Origin of the sequence: Agromyces sp. NPDC056523 (assembly GCF_042794545.1) — a bacterium.
GTDB lineage: Bacteria > Actinomycetota > Actinomycetes > Actinomycetales > Microbacteriaceae > Agromyces.
Genome location: NZ_JBHTTM010000001.1, coordinates 696,321 through 713,884 on the forward strand (window position 1 = coordinate 696,321; position 17,564 = coordinate 713,884).

Annotated in this window: 15 protein-coding genes; 9 read left to right on the forward strand and 6 right to left on the reverse strand. The window is 72.3% G+C overall.

Annotated elements, in window-relative coordinates:
• Positions 1–46 precede the first annotated feature (46 nt).
• The 5 genes from ACFQ58_RS03365 to ACFQ58_RS03385 all read right to left on the reverse strand — a co-directional run bounded on the left by ACFQ58_RS03365 (position 47) and on the right by ACFQ58_RS03385 (position 5,374).
• Entirely contained in the window at positions 47–889 is an 843-nt protein-coding gene (locus ACFQ58_RS03365) for an ABC transporter ATP-binding protein (RefSeq protein ID WP_376949531.1), read from the reverse strand.
• A 17-nt stretch (positions 890–906) separates the two neighbouring features.
• Entirely contained in the window at positions 907–1,980 is a 1,074-nt protein-coding gene (locus ACFQ58_RS03370; protein WP_376949533.1) for a putative F420-0 ABC transporter permease subunit, read from the reverse strand.
• Positions 1,980–3,017 (reverse strand): putative F420-0 ABC transporter substrate-binding protein, encoded by a 1,038-nt coding sequence (locus tag ACFQ58_RS03375; protein WP_376949535.1) that lies wholly within the window; start codon positions 3,015–3,017, stop codon positions 1,980–1,982. Before ACFQ58_RS03375 ends, ACFQ58_RS03370 begins: the two co-directional genes overlap by 1 nt.
• A gap of 239 nt (positions 3,018–3,256) precedes the next feature.
• Entirely contained in the window at positions 3,257–4,336 is a 1,080-nt protein-coding gene (gene cofD, locus ACFQ58_RS03380) for a 2-phospho-L-lactate transferase (protein ID WP_376949537.1), read from the reverse strand.
• Positions 4,337–4,345: 9 nt separating this feature from the next.
• Positions 4,346–5,374 carry a zinc-dependent alcohol dehydrogenase family protein gene (locus ACFQ58_RS03385; protein ID WP_376949539.1) on the reverse strand — a complete coding sequence of 343 codons (1,029 nt, stop codon included), beginning with the start codon at positions 5,372–5,374 and terminating at the stop codon, positions 4,346–4,348.
• 104 nt (positions 5,375–5,478) lie between these two features.
• Here ACFQ58_RS03385 and ACFQ58_RS03390 point away from each other — a divergent pair, with 104 nt between their 5' ends.
• Positions 5,479–6,348: an LLM class flavin-dependent oxidoreductase gene (locus tag ACFQ58_RS03390; protein WP_376949541.1), complete on the forward strand. Its 870-nt coding sequence runs from the start codon at positions 5,479–5,481 to the stop codon at positions 6,346–6,348.
• Positions 6,349–6,388: 40 nt separating this feature from the next.
• Entirely contained in the window at positions 6,389–8,500 is a 2,112-nt protein-coding gene (locus tag ACFQ58_RS03395; protein WP_376949543.1) for an elongation factor G, read from the forward strand.
• 81 nt (positions 8,501–8,581) lie between these two features.
• Here ACFQ58_RS03395 and ACFQ58_RS03400 read toward each other — a convergent pair whose 3' ends face one another.
• Entirely contained in the window at positions 8,582–10,018 is a 1,437-nt protein-coding gene (locus ACFQ58_RS03400) for an aminotransferase class I/II-fold pyridoxal phosphate-dependent enzyme (protein WP_376949545.1), read from the reverse strand.
• A 223-nt stretch (positions 10,019–10,241) separates the two neighbouring features.
• Here ACFQ58_RS03400 and ACFQ58_RS03405 point away from each other — a divergent pair, with 223 nt between their 5' ends.
• The 7 genes from ACFQ58_RS03405 (at position 10,242) to ACFQ58_RS03435 (ending at position 17,516) form a co-directional block, all read left to right on the forward strand.
• Positions 10,242–11,090 (forward strand): nitrilase-related carbon-nitrogen hydrolase, encoded by an 849-nt coding sequence (locus tag ACFQ58_RS03405; RefSeq protein WP_376949547.1) that lies wholly within the window; start codon positions 10,242–10,244, stop codon positions 11,088–11,090.
• A gap of 26 nt (positions 11,091–11,116) precedes the next feature.
• Positions 11,117–12,553 (forward strand): dihydropyrimidinase, encoded by a 1,437-nt coding sequence (hydA, locus tag ACFQ58_RS03410; RefSeq protein WP_376949549.1) that lies wholly within the window; start codon positions 11,117–11,119, stop codon positions 12,551–12,553.
• A 29-nt stretch (positions 12,554–12,582) separates the two neighbouring features.
• Positions 12,583–13,599 carry a TIGR03842 family LLM class F420-dependent oxidoreductase gene (locus tag ACFQ58_RS03415; RefSeq protein WP_376949551.1) on the forward strand — a complete coding sequence of 339 codons (1,017 nt, stop codon included), beginning with the start codon at positions 12,583–12,585 and terminating at the stop codon, positions 13,597–13,599.
• Complete coding sequence (locus ACFQ58_RS03420) at positions 13,596–14,528, forward strand: ABC transporter permease (protein ID WP_376949553.1); 933 nt, start codon at positions 13,596–13,598, stop codon at positions 14,526–14,528. The genes ACFQ58_RS03415 and ACFQ58_RS03420 overlap by 4 nt, the downstream gene beginning before the upstream one ends.
• The gene (locus ACFQ58_RS03425) at positions 14,525–15,412 is read left to right on the forward strand and encodes an ABC transporter ATP-binding protein (RefSeq protein WP_376949555.1); all 888 of its coding nucleotides are present in this window, start codon (positions 14,525–14,527) and stop codon (positions 15,410–15,412) included. The genes ACFQ58_RS03420 and ACFQ58_RS03425 overlap by 4 nt, the downstream gene beginning before the upstream one ends.
• A complete protein-coding gene (locus ACFQ58_RS03430; protein ID WP_376949557.1) occupies positions 15,409–16,254 on the forward strand; it encodes an ABC transporter permease in 846 nt (281 codons plus the stop codon). The genes ACFQ58_RS03425 and ACFQ58_RS03430 overlap by 4 nt, the downstream gene beginning before the upstream one ends.
• Positions 16,255–16,367: 113 nt before the next feature.
• Positions 16,368–17,516: an ABC transporter substrate-binding protein gene (locus ACFQ58_RS03435; protein WP_376949559.1), complete on the forward strand. Its 1,149-nt coding sequence runs from the start codon at positions 16,368–16,370 to the stop codon at positions 17,514–17,516.
• The last annotated feature ends 48 nt before the right edge of the window (positions 17,517–17,564 follow it).

The following is a 17,564-nucleotide window of genomic DNA, read 5'->3' on the forward strand; positions in this document are numbered from 1 at the left end:
GCGACATCCCGGTATGCCGCGTTCAGGTGGCAAAATGCGCGGCCGCTCAGCCGACGGGGAGCCCCTCGTTCGACGCCCCCGCGCGCTCGGCCGACGGGGCGAAGGCGATGAGCGGGCGTCCGGTGGTCGGATGCACGAGCACGTGCGCCTCGACGCCCCACACCGCGCGGATGAGCTCGGCAGTGAGCACCTCGGCGGGCGCGCCGGACGCGACCACCGTGCCGTTCGCGAGCACGACGACGTGGTCGGCGTACGAGGCCGCGAGCGAGAGGTCGTGCAGCGCCGCGAGCACGCTCATCCCGTCGTCCGCAAGGCGTCGCAGCAGCTCGAGCGTCGAGAGCTGGGCCCGGATGTCGAGGTGGTTCGTCGGCTCGTCGAGCAGCAGCAGCTCGGGCTCCTGCGCCAGGGCGCGGGCGAGGTTCACGCGCTGGCGCTCGCCGCCCGAGAGCTCGTCGTACCTGCGGTGCGCGAAGGAAGACGCGCCGGCCGCGACGAGCGCGCGCCCCACGACCTCGCGATCGCCCGCCGAGTCGCCGCCCCACGCGGACTGGTGCGGCACGCGTCCGAGGCCGACGACGTGGTCGACGCGGAGGCCCTCGGGCGCTTGCGCGTCCTGTTCGACGAGCGCGATGCGTCGTGCCCGCTCACGGCGGCGGAGTGCGACGAGGTCGTCGCCGTCGAGCGTGAGCGCCGCGACATCCGGGTTCTCGACGCCCGCGATGAGGTGCAGCAGCGTGCTCTTGCCGGCACCGTTCGGTCCGAGCAGGGCGCCGACCGCGCCGCGAGGGACCGTGATGTCGACGTCGTCGACGATGAGGCGCGCGCCGCGCGCGAAGCGCACCCGCGAGGCCTCGAGGCCGGTGCCGGCCCGTGCGTCGGCACCTGCCACGCTTGCCCGCCGGCCGTTCACGACGCCCTCCGCGATCGCAGCATGAGCGCCGCGAACACCGGCCCGCCCACCAGGGCGGTGAGGATGCCGACGGGCAGCTCGCGCGGATCGAACAGCGTGCGGGCGCCCGTGTCGACCCAGATCAGGAACACCGCGCCCGCGAGCGCCGACAGGGGCAGCAGCGCGCGGTGCCGCGATCCGACCACGAGCCGCACCGCGTGGGGCAGGATCAGCCCGACGAAGCCGATCGCGCCGCTGACCGCCACGAGCGCGCCCGTGAGCAGGGCGGTCGCGACGAGCAGCAGCGCCCGGGTTCGCGGTACGTGCACGCCGAGGGCGGATGCCGCGGTGTCGCCGAACGCGAAGGCGTCGAGCGTGCGCCCGGTCGCGAGCAGCGGCACGCCCACGATGAGCAGCGCCGAACCGGCCAGCGCGACCGCGGGCCAGTCGGCGCCGGAGAGCGACCCGAGCAGCCAGTTCAGGATCTCTCGGTAGCTGTCGTTCGTCGCGCTCCAGAAGATCACGAGGCTCGTGACCGCGCCGAACACCGCGGAGACGGCGAGGCCGGCGAGCACGGTCGTCGTGGGGCTGAGTCCGCCGGCGCCCCGGGCGAGGCCGAGCGTCGCGGCGAGGGCGGCGAGCGCACCCGCGAAGGCCGCCACCGGCAGCGCGATCGTCATGCCGAGCACGAGCACCACGACCGCGCCGACCGACGCACCCGACGAGAGGCCCAGCAGGTATGGGTCGGCGAGCGGGTTCCGCGTGAGCGCCTGCATCACGACGCCGCAGATCGCGAGCCCGGCACCGACCGCCGCGGCGGTGAGTACGCGCGGCATGCGCAGCTCCCACACGATGCCGTCGCGCAGCGGCGACAGCGTCGGCTCGCCGAAGCCGAGGTGCGCGGCGATCGACGCGAACACGTCGGCGGGAGCGAGCCCGGCCGGCCCGATCGTCACGGCGAGCACCACGGATGCCGCGAGCAGGGCGACGAGCGCGAGGCCGACGCCGACCGTGCTCGCCGTGCCGCGGCGGACCCGTCCGACCGGACGGCGCTGCGCGCCATCCGACGAAGTGCTCGCCTGCAGGGTCATCAGCGCGCCTCGAGCTGCCCCACGATCGAGTCGACCGCGTCGACGTTGCGCACGCCGGCTTCGGTCGCCGGGAAGTCGACGATCACGTACCGGCCCTGCTGCACCGCGGGCATGGCGGCGGTCGCCGGGTTGGCCTCGAGCTTCGCGATCTTCGACTCGGCGGTGTTCCATGCGGCGTCGACGAGCACGATCACGTCGGGATCGGCGTCGACGACGGCCTCCCACGACAGCGTCGTCCACGAGTCCTGCACGTCGCCGACGACGTTCTCGAGGCCCGCGGCATCCATGATCATCTGCGGTGCGCCCGTGCCGCCGCCGACGAACGGCTGGTCGTCGCCCGACGAGTACCAGAGCGCGGTGAGACCCTCGTCGTTCGGCTCGATCGCGTCGAGCGCGGCGCGCTGCTCCGCGACCAGGTCGGCCGCGGCATCCGCGACGCCGAAGATCGCGCCGGCCTCCTCGAACCCGGCGAAGACGCCGTCGAAGGTGAGCGGGTCGGGTCGGTAGCCCTCGCCCTGGCAGGCGGCCGGCGCCACGTACGTGTGCACGCCGAGCTGTTCGAGCGTGGCGCGGTCGCCCGCGCCCTCGGCGGTCAGGTTCGACTCCCAGCCCGCGAAGACGAGGTCGGGCTCGGCCGCCAGCGTCGCCTCCTGCGAGGGCACCTTGTCGGACAGGGCCTCGATGCCCGCCGCCGCGTCGGCGAACTCGTCGGGCACGGGCCCGTCGGTGAAGGCGGCGCCGACGATCCGATCCTCGAGTCCGAGCGCGAGCAGCAGCTCGAGCGTCGACGACTTGATCGTGACGACCCGCTCGGGCGCCTGTTCGAACGTGACCTCGGTGCCGCAGTTGTCGACGATGAGCGGGTGGCCGGATGCGGCGCCCCCGGTCGCCCCGTCGGCGGGAGCTTCGGCGCCGTCGCCCGCGGCGCCGCCGGCGCAGCCGGCGAGGACGAGCAGGGCGGATGCGGCGACGAGCACCGCGGCGGGAGCGGCGGCGGCCGCGGTGGTACGACGTCGAATGGGGGGACGGGTGGGCATGGAACCTCCGGGTGGCGTGCGAATGCGGGGATCCGAGCGATGTCGGCGACTCGCGGCCCAAACCCGGGCCGGCCCGACCGGTCAATCCGAACCGGCGGTCTGGCGACAGTCTATGCCGATCCGCCATCGGCGCGCGCGAAGCACGTTCCACTGCACGATCCCCGGTACTTCGGTACTCCGGTACTCCGGTACTCCGGTACTGAGTCAGCGGGAGGAAACGGTCCTCGGGCCGGCGCGCGTCAGTCGTCGGTGCGGAGGCGGAACGCGAGGTCGAGCGCCGCATCGGCGAGGTCCGCCGCGCGGTCGACGTCGTGCATCCACAGCGGAACCGCGCTCGCCATGATTCCCGACTCGACAAGCTCGGGCACGACCGCGGCATCCGCCTCGTCGACGAGCCAGCCGTCGAGCAGCCCCTGCGTCGCTGCCGGGTCGGCGTCGGCGTCGACGCGGGCGCCGTAGTGCCGGGCCACGGCCGCGGCATCCGTCGCCACCCCGATCGCCGAGAGGCACGCGTCGGCCATGCCGCGCACGACCCGGCCGCCGATGATCGGCGAGACGCCGACGACAGGCGCCGCGGTCGCCGCGAGGGCCTCGCGCACGCCCGGGATCGCGAGGATCGTGCCGATCGACACGACCGGGTTCGACGGTGCCAGCAGCACCGTGTCGGCCTCGGCGATCGCCGCCTCGACGCCGGGTGCGGGGCGCGCAGCTTCGAGATTCCGCTGCTCGAATCCGAGTGCCGCGATCGACGCCCGGTACCTCGTCCACCACTCCTGGAAGTGGATGGCGTCGCGGCCCGCGGCGTCGGGGTGCGCGGGGTCGATCCGCACCCACGTGTCGACCTCGGTGTCGGTGGCGGGGATGAGCCGCACCCCGAGCGGCCAGCGGCGCTGCAGCCGTTCGCCGACCTGCGACGGCGTGAGCCCGTCGCGCAGCCACGACGTGCGCGCGAGGTGCGTGCCGAGGTCGAGGTCGCCGAGCGTGAACCACGGCCAGCCGACGCCCCACTCGCGCAGTTCGCCGGCCACGCGCTCGCTCTCGCCCGCGCGTCCCCAGCCGCGCTCGGCGTCGTTCACGCCGGCGAGGGCGTACAGCAGCGAGTCGAAGTCGGGCATGAGCCGGACGCCCGCGAGCCACAGGTCGTCGCCGGTGTTGACGACCACGGTGACGTCGGCGGAGGTCGTGACGCCGACCTCGTGCGCGTCGACGCCGGTCGCGCCATCCGCCCCCGTCGCGGGCCATCGCCTCGCGCAGGCCGCTCGGAGTCCGCGCACGAATCGTGCACCCCCGACGCCGCCCGCGAGCACCGTGATCTTCACCGCTCCACGCTACCTCCGGGGCGGCGTGGGCTCGGACGCGGCGTCGCGGCGGACGAGCACGAGCGACCCCGACGCCCGACCGCTGCGCAGGTCGTCGACCGCCTCATCCGCCCGTTCGAACGGATACGGCGTGACGGACGGGCTCAGCCCGAGCCCGAGCGCGACGCGCAGGAACTCGTCGCCGTCGCCGCGCGTGTTGGCGGTGACCGTCCGCAGGTCGCGCTCCAGGAAGAGGTGGTCGCCGTACGTCATTGCGGGCACGTCCGTCATGTGGATGCCGGCGAGCACCACCGTGCCACCTCGCGTCGTCGCCTCGAGTGCGACAGGCACGAGCCCGCCCGCGGGTGCGAAGACGATCGCGGCGTCGAGCGGCTCGGGCGGCGCCTCGCGCTCGTCGCCGACGAAGTCGAGTCCGAGCTCGCGGGCGAGCGCGCGGTTCGCCTCGCCGCGCGTCATGGCGAAGACGGTCGCGCCCTGGGCCATCGCGAGCCGCGCGGTCAGGTGCGCGCTCGACCCGAAGCCGTAGAGTCCGAGCCGTCCGCCGGCCGGCAGGTTGGCGCGGCGCAGCGCGCGGTACCCGATGATGCCCGCGCAGAGCAGCGGGGCGACGGCGAGCGGGTCGGCGTCCGCCGGCAGCGCGTACGCGAACGCCTCCGGGACGGTCGCGATGGACGCGTAGCCGCCGTCGGCGTCCCATCCGGTGAACGTGGCATCGGGGCACAAGTTCTCGCGGCCCGAGCGGCACCACGCGCACGCCCCGCACGTCGAGCGCAGCCACGCGATGCCGACGAGGTCGCCGACGCGGGCGCGGCGCACGCCCGGCCCGAGCGCCGTCACCCGGCCGACGACCTGATGGCCGGGCACGACCGGGCTGCGATGCGGCGGCAGTTCGCCGTCGATCACGTGCAGGTCGGTGCGGCACACGCCGCAAGCCAGGACGTCGACCTCGAGCTCCCCGGCTCCGGGCTCGGGTACGGCGATCGGGGCGCGCTCGAGCCGTCCGTCGCCTCGCGTGATCCACGCCTCGGCCTCGCCCATGATCCCGTCTCCGTCCCTCCGTCAGCAGCGTCCAGCGGATGGCGCTCCGAACGCGGGCCGAAGGTCACGCCGTGGCGCGGCAAGGCGTGGCGTAGCGTGACGGCATGCCCGACTACGGTCGCCCCATCGAGTTCGGCACCTTCATCACGCCGTCGGCGCTCGACCCCCAACGCACGGTCGCGCTCGCGCTCGCGAGCGAGGCGGCCGGCCTCACGTACGTGACCTTCCAGGACCACCCCTACCAGCCCCGGTTTCTCGACACGTGGACGCTCATGAGCTGGGTCGGCGCGCGCACGAGCCGCATCCGCATCTCGGCGAACGTGCACAACCTGCTACTGCGGCCACCGGCCGTGCTGGCGCGGGCCGCGGCATCCCTCGACCTGCTCACCGGCGGGCGCGTCGTGCTCGCCCTCGGCGCCGGCGGCTTCGCGTACGCCGCCGAGGCGATGGGCGCGCCGGTGCGGACGTCCGCCGAGTCGGGCGACGCGCTCGCCGAGGCCATCGCCGCCATCCGCGAACTGCTCGACACGGATGCCTCGGGCGGCGTCTTCCTCGACCAGGTGCACCACCCCATCCGCGGGGCCAAGCGCGGACCCGCGGCCGTGCAGCGGCCGATCCCGATCTGGCTCGGCGTGCTGCGCCCCAAGGGACTCCGGCTCGTGGGACGAGCCGCCGACGGATGGCTTCCCTCGCTGTCGCGGCTCGAGGGCGCCACCGCCTCGCTCGACGCGGGCCACGCCGTGATCGACGAGGCGGCGATCGCCGCGGGTCGCGAGCCGCGCGACATCCGGCGCCTGCTCAACGTCGGACCCGACCTGACCCGACCCGACTCGCTCGCCGAGCTCGCGACACGGCACGGCGTCGACACGTTCGTCGTGACCGGGGACGACGAGGCCCTCATCGCAGAACTCGGCGCCCGGATCGTCCCGGAGACCCTCGCGCTCGTCGCCGAGCGCCGCTCGATGGTCGGGTAGCCGCCGCACCCTCTGGCATTCCGGGCGCGACAGGGTCAGGATGGATGGACTGACGGAGATCCGCAACGTCGCGGGAGGCCTCATGAACTCGGCATCGACTGCCACCCACCGCACCATCGCCCTGGTGGGCGGGGCAGGTTCGGGCAAGACCACGCTCGCGGAGGCGCTGCTGCATCGGGCCGGTGCCATCCCGAGGGTGGGCACCGTGGAGCAGGGCACGACTGTCTGCGACCACGAGCCCGAGGAGATCGCGCGAGGCACGACCCTCGGGCTCTCGCTCGCCTACGTGGATTGGACGGGTCCCGACGGCGTCGCGTACGGCGTCACGCTCGCGGACGCGCCGGGCCATCCCGACTTCGTGGGCGGCGTCGACGCCGCGTTGTCGGTCGCGGATGTCGCGCTGATCGTGGTCAGCGCGGTCGACGGCGTCACCGCGGGCACCCGCTTCGCGTGGTCGGCCGCCGAGGCGGCAGGCGTGCCGCGCATCGTCGTGATCACGCAGGAGGACAAGGCGCGGGCCGACTTCCGGCGCGTGCTCGCGGACCTGCGAGCGGCGTTCGGCGAGCACCTGTGGCCCCTCGAGTTGCCGCTCGGCGAGGAGCAGGCGTTCACCTCCATCGCCGACGTGCTGAGCGAGCAGGCCCTCGTGTACGACGGCGAGGGGCGTCATCACGACGAGCCGCTGCCGCCCGAGGCGCAGGCCGAGGAACACCAGCTCCACGTCGACGTGACCGAGGACATCGTCTCGCACGACGACGCACAGCTCGAGGCGTACCTCGAGGGCAACGAGCCGCCCGTACGCGAGCTGGAGCGCACGCTCGCGGCCGAGGTCGCGAGCGGGGAGGCGGTGCCCGTGCTCGTGTGCTCGGCCGTCACGGAAACCGGCATCGACCGCGTCGCCGACCTGATCTGCGAGCTGTCGCCGTCGTCGCTCGACCACGACGGCCGCATCATCATCGGCGGCTCCGTCGAGGAGGGCGGCGGCACCGAGACCCGGGTCGCTCCCAACCCGAGCGGCGAGCTCGTCGTGCACGTGTTCCGGACCGTGGCCGACCCGTTCGTCGGGCAGGTGTCGATGCTCAAGGTGCTGTCGGGCACGCTGCGCACGGGCGACAAGCTCCGCAACGCGACGACGGGCGTCGACGAGCGCATCCACGGCCTGTTCAAGCTGCGCGGCGCGGAGCACCTCACGGCCGGGACGCTCGCGGCGGGCGAGGTCGGGGCCGTCGCGAAGCTCGTGGGGTCGCCATCGGGTTCGGTGCTGTGGTCGCGAGCGAGTGGCACTGCCCGGCCCGCGAGCCTGCCGTCGCGGGCCCCCGTGTACGCGGTCACGCTCGACCCGGCGTCGCAGTCCGACGACGAGAAGCTGTCGGCGGCGCTCGGGCGGCTCGTGGCGGAGGACCCGACGCTCGTCCTCGAGCGCACGGGCGACAAGACCATCCTGCGGGGGCTCGGCGACACGCACCTCGCCGTCGCGGTCGAGCGGCTCGCCCGGGTGTTCGGCGTGCACGTGACGACGGGGCCTGCGCCCGTGGCGTACCGCGAGACCATCGCCGGCACCGCCCAGGTCGAGGGCAAGCTGAAGAAGCAGTCGGGCGGGCACGGCCAGTTCGCCGTGGTGCAGCTCCGACTGTCTCCGCTCTCGCCGGGTGACGGGTTCGAGTTCGTCGACTCGGTCACGGGCGGGGCGGTGCCGCGGCAGTACATCCCGGCGGTCGAGCGCGGGGCGCGCGACGCCCTCGCCGGGGGCGGGCCGCAGGGTCACCCCGTCGTCGACGTGCGCGTCGAGCTGCTCGACGGCAAGTCGCACTCCGTCGACTCGTCCGAGATGGCCTTCCGCACGGCAGCCTCGATCGGCGTCAAGGCGGCGCTCGCCGAGGCCGGCACGGTCGTGCTCGAGCCGGTCGCCTCGGTCACCGTCACGGTGCCGAACGACCTGCAGGGGGCCGTGCTGACCGACCTGTCGGGCCGTCGCGGCCGCGTGCACGCGACCGAGTCGGCCGAGGACGGTCGCGCGCGCGTCGTCGCCCATGTACCCGAGGCCGAGCTCGCACGCTACGTGCTCGACCTGCGCTCGATCACCGCGGGCCAGGCCGAGCTCACCGTGACGCCCGACCACTACGCAAAGGCGCCGAACGCGACCCGCGCCTGAGCATCGCGCCGATACTCCGCAGTCGACCACGCCTGACCGCCCCACGAGGGTGGTGGACTGCGGAGGAGTCGTCCGCGGGACTCAGTAGCCGCCGGCCGCGAGGTGCTGCGCCGCACTCGCGAGCGCGTCGGCGACGGATGCCGCGTCCTCGCGCACCACGCCGACGGTCACGCGCACGAACTCCCGGCCGGCGCCGCGGCGCGCCGCTCCCGCGACGGGCGACCCGTTCGCGGCCGCGAGGAACGGCGTGCCGCCGGCGACCCGGATCCCCGTCGCTGCGAGCTGGACGAGCGTCGACCGCTCGGACAGCACCGGCATCCACAGGTTGATCCCGTCCGCGTGCGCCACGGCCACCCCACGCGCCCGTAGCGCATCGCCGAGCGCGCGCTGCCGCGTGTAGTACGCCCGCCGCGCCTCGGCGACGGCGTCGATGGCCGCGCCATCCGTCAGCAGGTCGAGCAGGATCGACTGCAGCATGCGCGACGTCCAACCGGGACCGAGCATGCGCCGCGCCATGATGCGGCCGATCAGCTCGCGCTGCCCGCCGACCGCGGCGATGCGCAGGTCGGGGCCGTGCGACTTCGAGAAGCTGCGTACGTGCACGACCCGGTCGGGCAGGTGGGCGGCGAGCGACACGTCGCCCGCGGTCGAGATCTGCCCCGAGTGGTCGTCCTCGATCACGATGGGGTCGATCCCGTGGTCCGAGACGGCCGAGCGGATGACGTCCGCCAGCGCCGAGGCACGCGACGCGTTCATCGACGCCCCGGTGGGGTTCTGCGCGCGCGGCTGCAGCACCACGGCCGACGGTCGCCGACGCAGCGCGGACGCGAGCCCCTCCGGCGACATCCCGTGCTCGTCGATCGCGACCGGCACGGCCTCGGCGCCGAGCAGGTCGAGCAGGTCGAGGAACGGCGGGAAGCAGGGGTGCTCGACGACGACCCGGTCGCCGAAGCGCACGACCTGCTCGAGCGTGCGCGAGATGGCGTCGAGCGCGCCGTCGACGACCACGATCGACTCGGCCGGGCCGGGCCAGGAGTCGCGGAGGACGGCGGCGAGCCCGGGCAGCACCGGCTCGGCCTGGTAGCTGCCGACGTCCGCGCGGGCCGAGACGCGCGACAGCGCCGGACCGAGGGGCGGCAGCAGCAGGGGGTCAGGCGTGCCGCGCGAGAGGTCCAGGCGCACGGGGTCGTCGGGTGCCGCCATCCCCCGCATGCGCATGGCCGGCCCGTCGGCGGCGTCGCGGCGCACGTAGCTGCCGGCGCGGCCGCGCGACTCGATGAGCCCGGCGCGCGCGAGCGCCTGCCAGGCCTGGCTGATGGTCGCGGGGCTGACCCTCAGTTCGGAGGCCAGCTCCCGCACGGTGGGCAGGCGCACGCCGGCGGCCAGTTCGCCGCTGTTGACCAGTCGCGCCAGGTCGCCCGCGATGCCGCGCGGGGTCGTGTCGGCGAACGCGGCGAGCGCCGTCAACTCCGAGACATCCACACGACCACCTGAACGCACCATTGCCTCCTCACGCATCAAGGGACAGGATGTTTAACCACCGCGTCACAATCGGAAACACAAGGGAAATGTTCACGCCGAAGAATAACAGAACGGGTCGCGTGGCCCGCTCCTCCGTCGCCGGTCCCCAGCCGACGCCGGTCCTCGGCACCACCCCTCGGCGTCGCGGCACGCACGGCAGGCACTAGTTCCACGCCTGTCCGGGCGGGCGGCAACGGCGCCGACCGACTCAGGAGGCACCATGACGATCGTTCGAGCAGCCATCACCCAGACGACCTGGACGGGCGACAAGGAGTCGATGCTCGACAAGCACGAGCAGTTCGCCCGGCAGGCCAAGGAGCAGGGCGCACAGGTGATCTGCTTCCAGGAGCTGTTCTACGGTCCGTACTTCGGCATCACCGAGGACGTGAAGTACTACGACTACGCCGAGCCCGCCGACGGCCCGATCGTGCAGCGCTTCGCCGCGCTCGCGAAGGAGCTCGGCATGGTCATGGTGCTGCCGATCTACGAGGAGGACCATCCCGGCGTCTACTACAACACGGCGGTCGTGGTCGACTCCGACGGCACGATCCTCGGCAAGTACCGCAAGCACCACATCCCGCACCTCGACAAGTTCTGGGAGAAGTTCTACTTCCGCCCCGGCAACCTCGGCTATCCGGTCTTCAACACCGCGGTCGGGCCCATCGGCGTGTACATCTGCTACGACCGGCACTTCCCCGAGGGATGGCGCGAGCTCGGACTGAACGGCGCGCACATCGTGTTCAACCCCAACGCGACCAAGCCCGGCCTCTCGGCCCGCCTCTGGGAGATCGAGCAGCCCGCGGCGGCCGCGGCGAACGGCTACTTCATCGGGGCGCCGAACCGCGTCGGACTCGAGGACAACGAGTACGGCGAGCTCGCCGTGAACTTCTACGGATCGAGCCAGTTCGTCGACCCGCAGGGCAACGTCGTCGGCGGCTACGGCTCGGATTCCGAGGAGGAGGTCGTCATCCGCGACCTCGACATGGACAAGATCCGCGACGTGCGAAACGCCTGGCAGTTCTACCGCGACCGCCGCCCGGAGTCGTACAAGTCGATCCCCAAGCCGTAACGACGAGTCGCGAAGGAGCGAGCGAAATGACGACCACCCTCATCTCCGGCGGCACCGTGGTGAGCGCGACCGGGCGCGTCGAGGCCGACGTGCTCGTCGACGGCGAGCGCATCGTCGCCGTGCTGCAGCCCGGCAGCGAACTGCTGGGTACGGATGTCGCGACATCCGTCGACCGCGTCATCGACGCGACCGGCAAGTACGTGATCCCCGGCGGCATCGACGCGCACACGCACATGCAGCTGCCGTTCGGCGGCACCGAGGCATCCGACACGTTCGAGTCGGGCACCATCGCGGCGGCCCACGGCGGCACGACCTCGATCATCGACTTCGCGGTGCAGACCTACGGCCAGCGCCTCGAAGACGGACTGGCGGCCTGGCACGAGAAGGCCGGTGGCAACTGCGCGATCGACTACGGCTTCCACCAGATCGTCGGCGACGTGAACGAGGCGTCGATCGAGGCGATGAAGAAGCTCCCCGACGAGGGCGTCTCGAGCTTCAAGCTCTTCATGGCCTACCCCGGTGTCTTCTACTCGGATGACGCGCAGATCCTGAAGGCCATGCAGGTGTCGCGCGACACCGGCATGCTCACGATGATGCACGCCGAGAACGGTCCCGCGATCGACGTGCTCGCCGCCCAGCTCGTCGAGCAGGGCAAGACCGACCCGTACTACCACGGCATCGCCCGCGCCTGGGAGATGGAGGAGGAGGCCACCCACCGCGCGATCATGCTCGCGAAGCTCACGGGCGCGCCGCTCTACGTCGTGCACGTGTCGGCGAAGCAGGCGGTCGAGCAGCTCGCGTGGGCGCGCGACAAGGGCCAGAACGTCTACGGCGAGACGTGTCCGCAGTACCTCTACCTCTCGCTCGAGGACCAGCTCGGCGCGAAGAGCGACGAATGGGGCGCCTTCGAGGGCGCCAAGTGGGTGTGCTCGACGCCGCTCCGCAGCCGCGCCGAGGGGCACCAGGACTCGATGTGGCAGGCGCTGCGCACGAACGACCTCCAGATGGTCTCGACCGACCATTGCCCGTTCTGCATGAAGGACCAGAAGGAGCTCGGCCTCGGCGACTTCCGCAAGATCCCCAACGGCATCGGCTCGATCGAGCACCGCATGGACCTCATGTACCAGGGGGTCGTGACCGGCGAGATCACGCTCGAGCGCTGGGTGGAGCTGACCAGCACCACGCCCGCTCGGATGTTCGGCCTCTCCGGCCGGAAGGGCGTCATCCAGCCCGGCGCCGACGCCGACATCGTCGTGTACGACCCGAAGGGACACACCTCGATCGGGCTCGAGAAGACCCACCACATGAACATGGACTACTCCGCGTGGGAGGGCTACGAGATCGACGGCAAGGTCGACACGGTCATGAGCCGCGGCCGGGTCGTCGTCGAGGACGACGCGTTCACCGGCGCGGCCGGCCACGGGCAGTTCCTCAAGCGCGGCCTCAGCCAGTACCTCATCTGACCCTTCGACGAACTCAGGGAGCATCATCCATGGAATTCGGAGCGGTCCTCCAGACCAACCCACCGGCATCGCGCACGATCCAGCTCGCGAAGCTCGCCGAGGTGCACGGCTTCAGCCACGTGTGGACGTTCGACTCGCACATCCTGTGGCAGGAGCCCTACGTCATCTACAGCCAGATCCTCGCGCAGACCCACCGCATCAAGGTCGGTCCGTTCGTGACCAACCCTGCCACGCGCGACTGGACGGTGACGGCGTCCGTCTTCGCGACGCTGAACGAGATGTTCGGCAACCGCACCGTGTGCGGCATCGGCCGCGGCGACTCCGCGGTGCGCGTGACGAACGGCAAGCCGACCACGATGACCGAGCTGCGCGAGTCGATCCACGTGATCCGCGAGCTCGCGAACTCGCGCCCGGTCGACTACCACGGCTCGACCATCCAGTTCCCGTGGAGCACGGGATCCGAGCTCGAGGTGTGGGTCGCCGCGTACGGCCCCATGGCCCTCCGCGTCGCGGGCGAGGTCGGCGACGGCTTCATCCTCCAGCTGGCCGACCTCGACATCGCCGCGTGGATGATCAAGACGGTCAGGGACGCCGCCGAGAAGGTCGGGCGCGACCCGATGTCGGTGAAGTTCTGCGTGGCCGCGCCCATGTACGTCGGCGACGACTGGGGGCACATGCGCGACCAGTGCCGCTGGTTCGGCGGCATGGTCGGCAACCACGTCGCCGATATCGTCGCCAAGTACGGTGAGCACGGCACCGTGCCCGACGCGCTCACCGACTACATCCGTGGGCGCCAGGACTACGACTACAACGAGCACGGCCGCGCGGGGAACGTGCACACCCAGTTCGTGCCCGACGAGATCGTCGACCGGTTCTGCGTGCTCGGCACCGCCGACCAGCACATCGAGAAGCTGAAGGCGCTCGCCGAACTCGGGGTCGACCAGTTCGCCGGCTACCTCCAGCACGACAACAAGGAGGAGACGCTGCGGGTCTACGGCGAGACCGTGATCCCGGCGCTCTCCCAGCACATCGTGGCGAAGCGATGACGACGAGCACGACGACCCCGCGCACCCGCCGCACCTCGCGCCGCTGGCGCGCCGTGCTGTGGGGTGCGCTCGGGATCGTCGCGCTCGCCGCGCTGTGGGAGCTGTACAAGCTGGTCGGTCCGGCCGACGGATGGCTCGTGGGCGCCCAGGAGGGCGTGACGGGCAGCGGCATCCGCCTGCTCCCGCGCACGAGCGACCAGGCCATGCCGCACACCTGGGACATGTTCGCGCGCATCGTCGAGCCCGTGACGCGGGCGCCCGGCGCGCTGCCGCTCGGTGCGGTGGTGCTGCTGGCCGCCCTCACGAGCCTGGGGGTCGCGGCCCTCGGATGGCTCGTGGGCGTCGTCGTCGGCTTCGCGCTCGCGCTGCTCATGCTCGGGTTCCGCATCGCCGAGCGCGCCGTGCTCCCGTTCGTGATCCTCAGCCAGACCGTGCCGCTCATCGCGCTCGCCCCGCTCATCCGCAACTGGGGCTCGCGCCTCGAGTTCGGCGCGTTCTCGTGGGAGAGCTGGATGTCGGTCGTGATCATCGCGAGCTACCTCGCGTTCTTCCCGGTCGCCGTCGGGGCCCTCCGCGGCCTGCAGTCACCCGAGGCCGCGCACCTCGACCTCATGCGCAGTTACGCGGCCGGGTGGTGGACCACGTTGTTCCGGCTTCGGCTTCCTGCGAGCGTGCCGTTCCTCATCCCCGCGATGCGGCTCGCCGCCGCGAACGCCGTCGTCGGCACGGTCGTCGCGGAGATCTCGGTCGGGTTCACGGGCGGCATCGGACGGCTCATCCTCGAGACGGCGGTCGCGGCCTCGAGCGACCCGTCCAAGCCGTGGGCGCCGATCCTCGGTGCCGTGCTGCTCGGCCTCGTCGCCGCCGGCTTCGTCGCCCTCCTCGCCGCCTTCCTCAGCCCGTTCCGCCGACAGGAGACCGTCGCATGAGCACGACCGCCGCCGCCCCCGAGCCGACCCCGACGACCTCCGCGACGCCGGCGTCCGCCGCCGAGGCATCCGAGGCCGTCGTCGTCCGCGGCGTCGAGCGGATCTTCTCCGGCGCGAAGGGCTCGAGCGTCACCGCGCTCACGGGCATCGATCTCACCGTCCACGCGGGTGAGTTCGTGTCGCTCATCGGCCCGTCCGGCTGCGGCAAGTCCACGCTGCTGCGCCTGATCGCCGACCTCGACGAACCTACGGACGGCGACATCCGGGTCTTCGGCCGCACGGCGAAGCAGGCGCGCGTCGACCAGGACTACGGCATCGCGTTCCAGCAGGCGGGCCTGCTGCCGTGGCGCACGGTCGCGGCCAACATCGAGTTGCCGCTGCAGCTGCACGGCGTCGCCGCAGCCGCGCGGCGTGCGCGTGTCGCGGAGCTGCTCGAACTCGTCGGACTCGCGGACTTCGCGAAGCACTACCCCGACCAGCTGTCGGGCGGCATGCAGCAGCGCGTCGCGATCGCTCGCTCGCTCGCCGAGCAGCCGCGCCTGCTGCTCATGGACGAGCCGTTCGGCGCGCTCGACGAGATGACGCGCGAGCGAATGCAGACCGAGCTGCTTCGGATCCGCGCCGAGACCGGCGCCGCTGTCGTGTTCGTGACGCACTCGATCCCCGAGGCCGTGTACCTCTCCGACCGAGTCGTCGTGATGTCGCCGCGGCCGGGGCGCATCACCGACGAGATCGACGTGCGCCTCGGCGACGCGGCCGAGCGCGGCGAGGACCTCCGCGAGCATGGTGCGTTCTTCGAGGGCGTCACGGCCGTGCGCGAGGCCCTGCACGGTCCGGCCACCGCCCCGGCGACGGGCACCGCGAGGGGGGTGGACGTGCGATGACGGGACTGCCCGACGCGGCGATCGCGACGCAGCTCACGCCGCCGGCGTCGGCCGCGGCGAAGCGGCGGCGCACCGGCGCCGACGGCCCGCTCCGGCGTTTCATGAAGCTCGTGCTGCCGCCGATCGCGCTCTTCATCGTGCTCCTGCTGCTGGTCGAACTCGTGGTGGTCGCGGCCGGCATCCCGCCCTTCGTGCTCGCCAGTCCCTCGGCGATCTGGACGCAGCTCGTCCAGTACGCGCCGCAGGTGCTCGCCGCGACGCTCGCGACCGGGTTGAACGCGCTGATCGGGCTCGTCATCGGTGCCGTGCTCGGCGTGCTGCTCGCGATCGTCGCCTCGTCGGTGCGCGCGATCGACGGCATGCTCGCCCCGGTCGTCGCCGCCGTCGCGGTCGTGCCGATCGTCGCGCTCGCACCCGTGCTGTACACCATGTTCGGGTCGACCTCCGAGGTCGCACGCATCATGATCGCCTCGCTCGCCGCGTTCGTCCCGGTCTTCCTCAACACGCTGCGCGGGCTCCGCCAGGTCCGACCCGTGCACCGCGACCTCATGCGGGCCTACGCGGCGTCGGCATCCCAGCAGACGCGCTTCGTCACCATCCCGTCGGCCCTGCCCCATTTCTTCACCGGCCTGCGCATCGCCTCGTCGCTCGCGGTGATCTCGGCGCTCGTCGCCGAGTACTTCGGCGGCCCGCGGCTCGGCCTCGGCTCGGCGATCACGACGGCCGCGGCATCCAGCGCCTACGCCCGAGCCTGGGCGTTCGTGATCGGCGCCATCGTGCTGGGCCTCGTCTTCTTCGCCCTCACCAGCCTGATCGAGAGGATCGCCTCGCGCCACCGATGACCTGATCGCCACCACCCGAAGCCCGACCCGCCGGCCGATGTCGCCCGGCTCACGGCCTGCCGGCACCGCCGGTCGGATCCGCATCACAGCACCACACCAAGAGAGGAACGCAGATGAAGCACAACAGGATCGTCGTGGGCGCGGCCGCAGCCGCCGCGACCGCACTCGTGCTCGCCGGCTGCTCCGGCGGAGGCGACACCGGCGGCGGCGACGCCGACGGCGGTGGGGGCGACGGCGAGCTCACGCCGGTCACCCTCCAGCTGCAGTGGCTCACACAGGCCCAGTTCGGCGGGTACTACCTCGCCGACGCCAACGGGTACTGGGAGGACCTCGGGCTCGACGTTGAAATCGTCCCCGGCGCGGTCGACATCGTCCCCCAGGACGTGCTCGCCGCCGGCGACGTCGACTTCGCGATCGCCTGGGTGCCGAAGGCCCTCGCCTCGATCGAGGCGGGTGCCGGCATCACGAACATCGCGCAGATCTTCGAGCGGTCGGCGACGCTGCAGGTCTCCTGGGCCGACAGCGGGATCGAGGGTCCGGAGGACCTCTCGGGCAAGCAGGTCGGCAGTTGGGGCTTCGGCAACGAGTGGGAGCTCTTCGCGGGCCTCACCGAGGCGGATGCGTCGGGCTACACGATCGTGCAGCAGAACTTCGACATGAACGCGCTGCTGAACCGGGAGATCGACGCCGCGCAGGCCATGACCTACAACGAGTACGCGCAGCTGCTCGAGGCCGTGAACCCCGACACCGGCGAGCTCTACCAGCCCGAGGACTTCTCGGTCATCGACTGGAACGAGGTCGGCACCGCCATGCTGCAGGACGCCATCTGGGCCAACACCCAGCGGCTGGAGGACGACGAGGAGTACCGCGAGACCGCCGTCAAGCTCATCCAGGGCGCCATCCTCGGATGGATCGACCAGCGCGACGACCCGCAGGCCGCCGCCGACGCGGTGACCGCGGCCGGCTCGACGCTCGGCACGAGCCACCAGCTCTGGATGGCCAACGAGATCAACAAGCTCATCTGGCCGTCGACGAGCGGCATCGGCCACATCAACGAGGACCAGTGGGACGCCACCGTCGAGATGGCCCTCGCCACGAAGAACCAGGACGGCGCGCAGGTCATCACGACCGACCCGCCGGACTCGGCCTACACCAACGAGTACGTCGACGAGGCCATCGCGAACCTCGAGGCCGACGGCGTCGACCTGAAGGGCGAGTCCTACGAACCCGTCGAGGTCAGCCTCAACGAGGCCGGCAACTAGGTACGCCGCCCCGGTGGTCGTGTGGCCCGTGTGCTGCCCGACCACCGG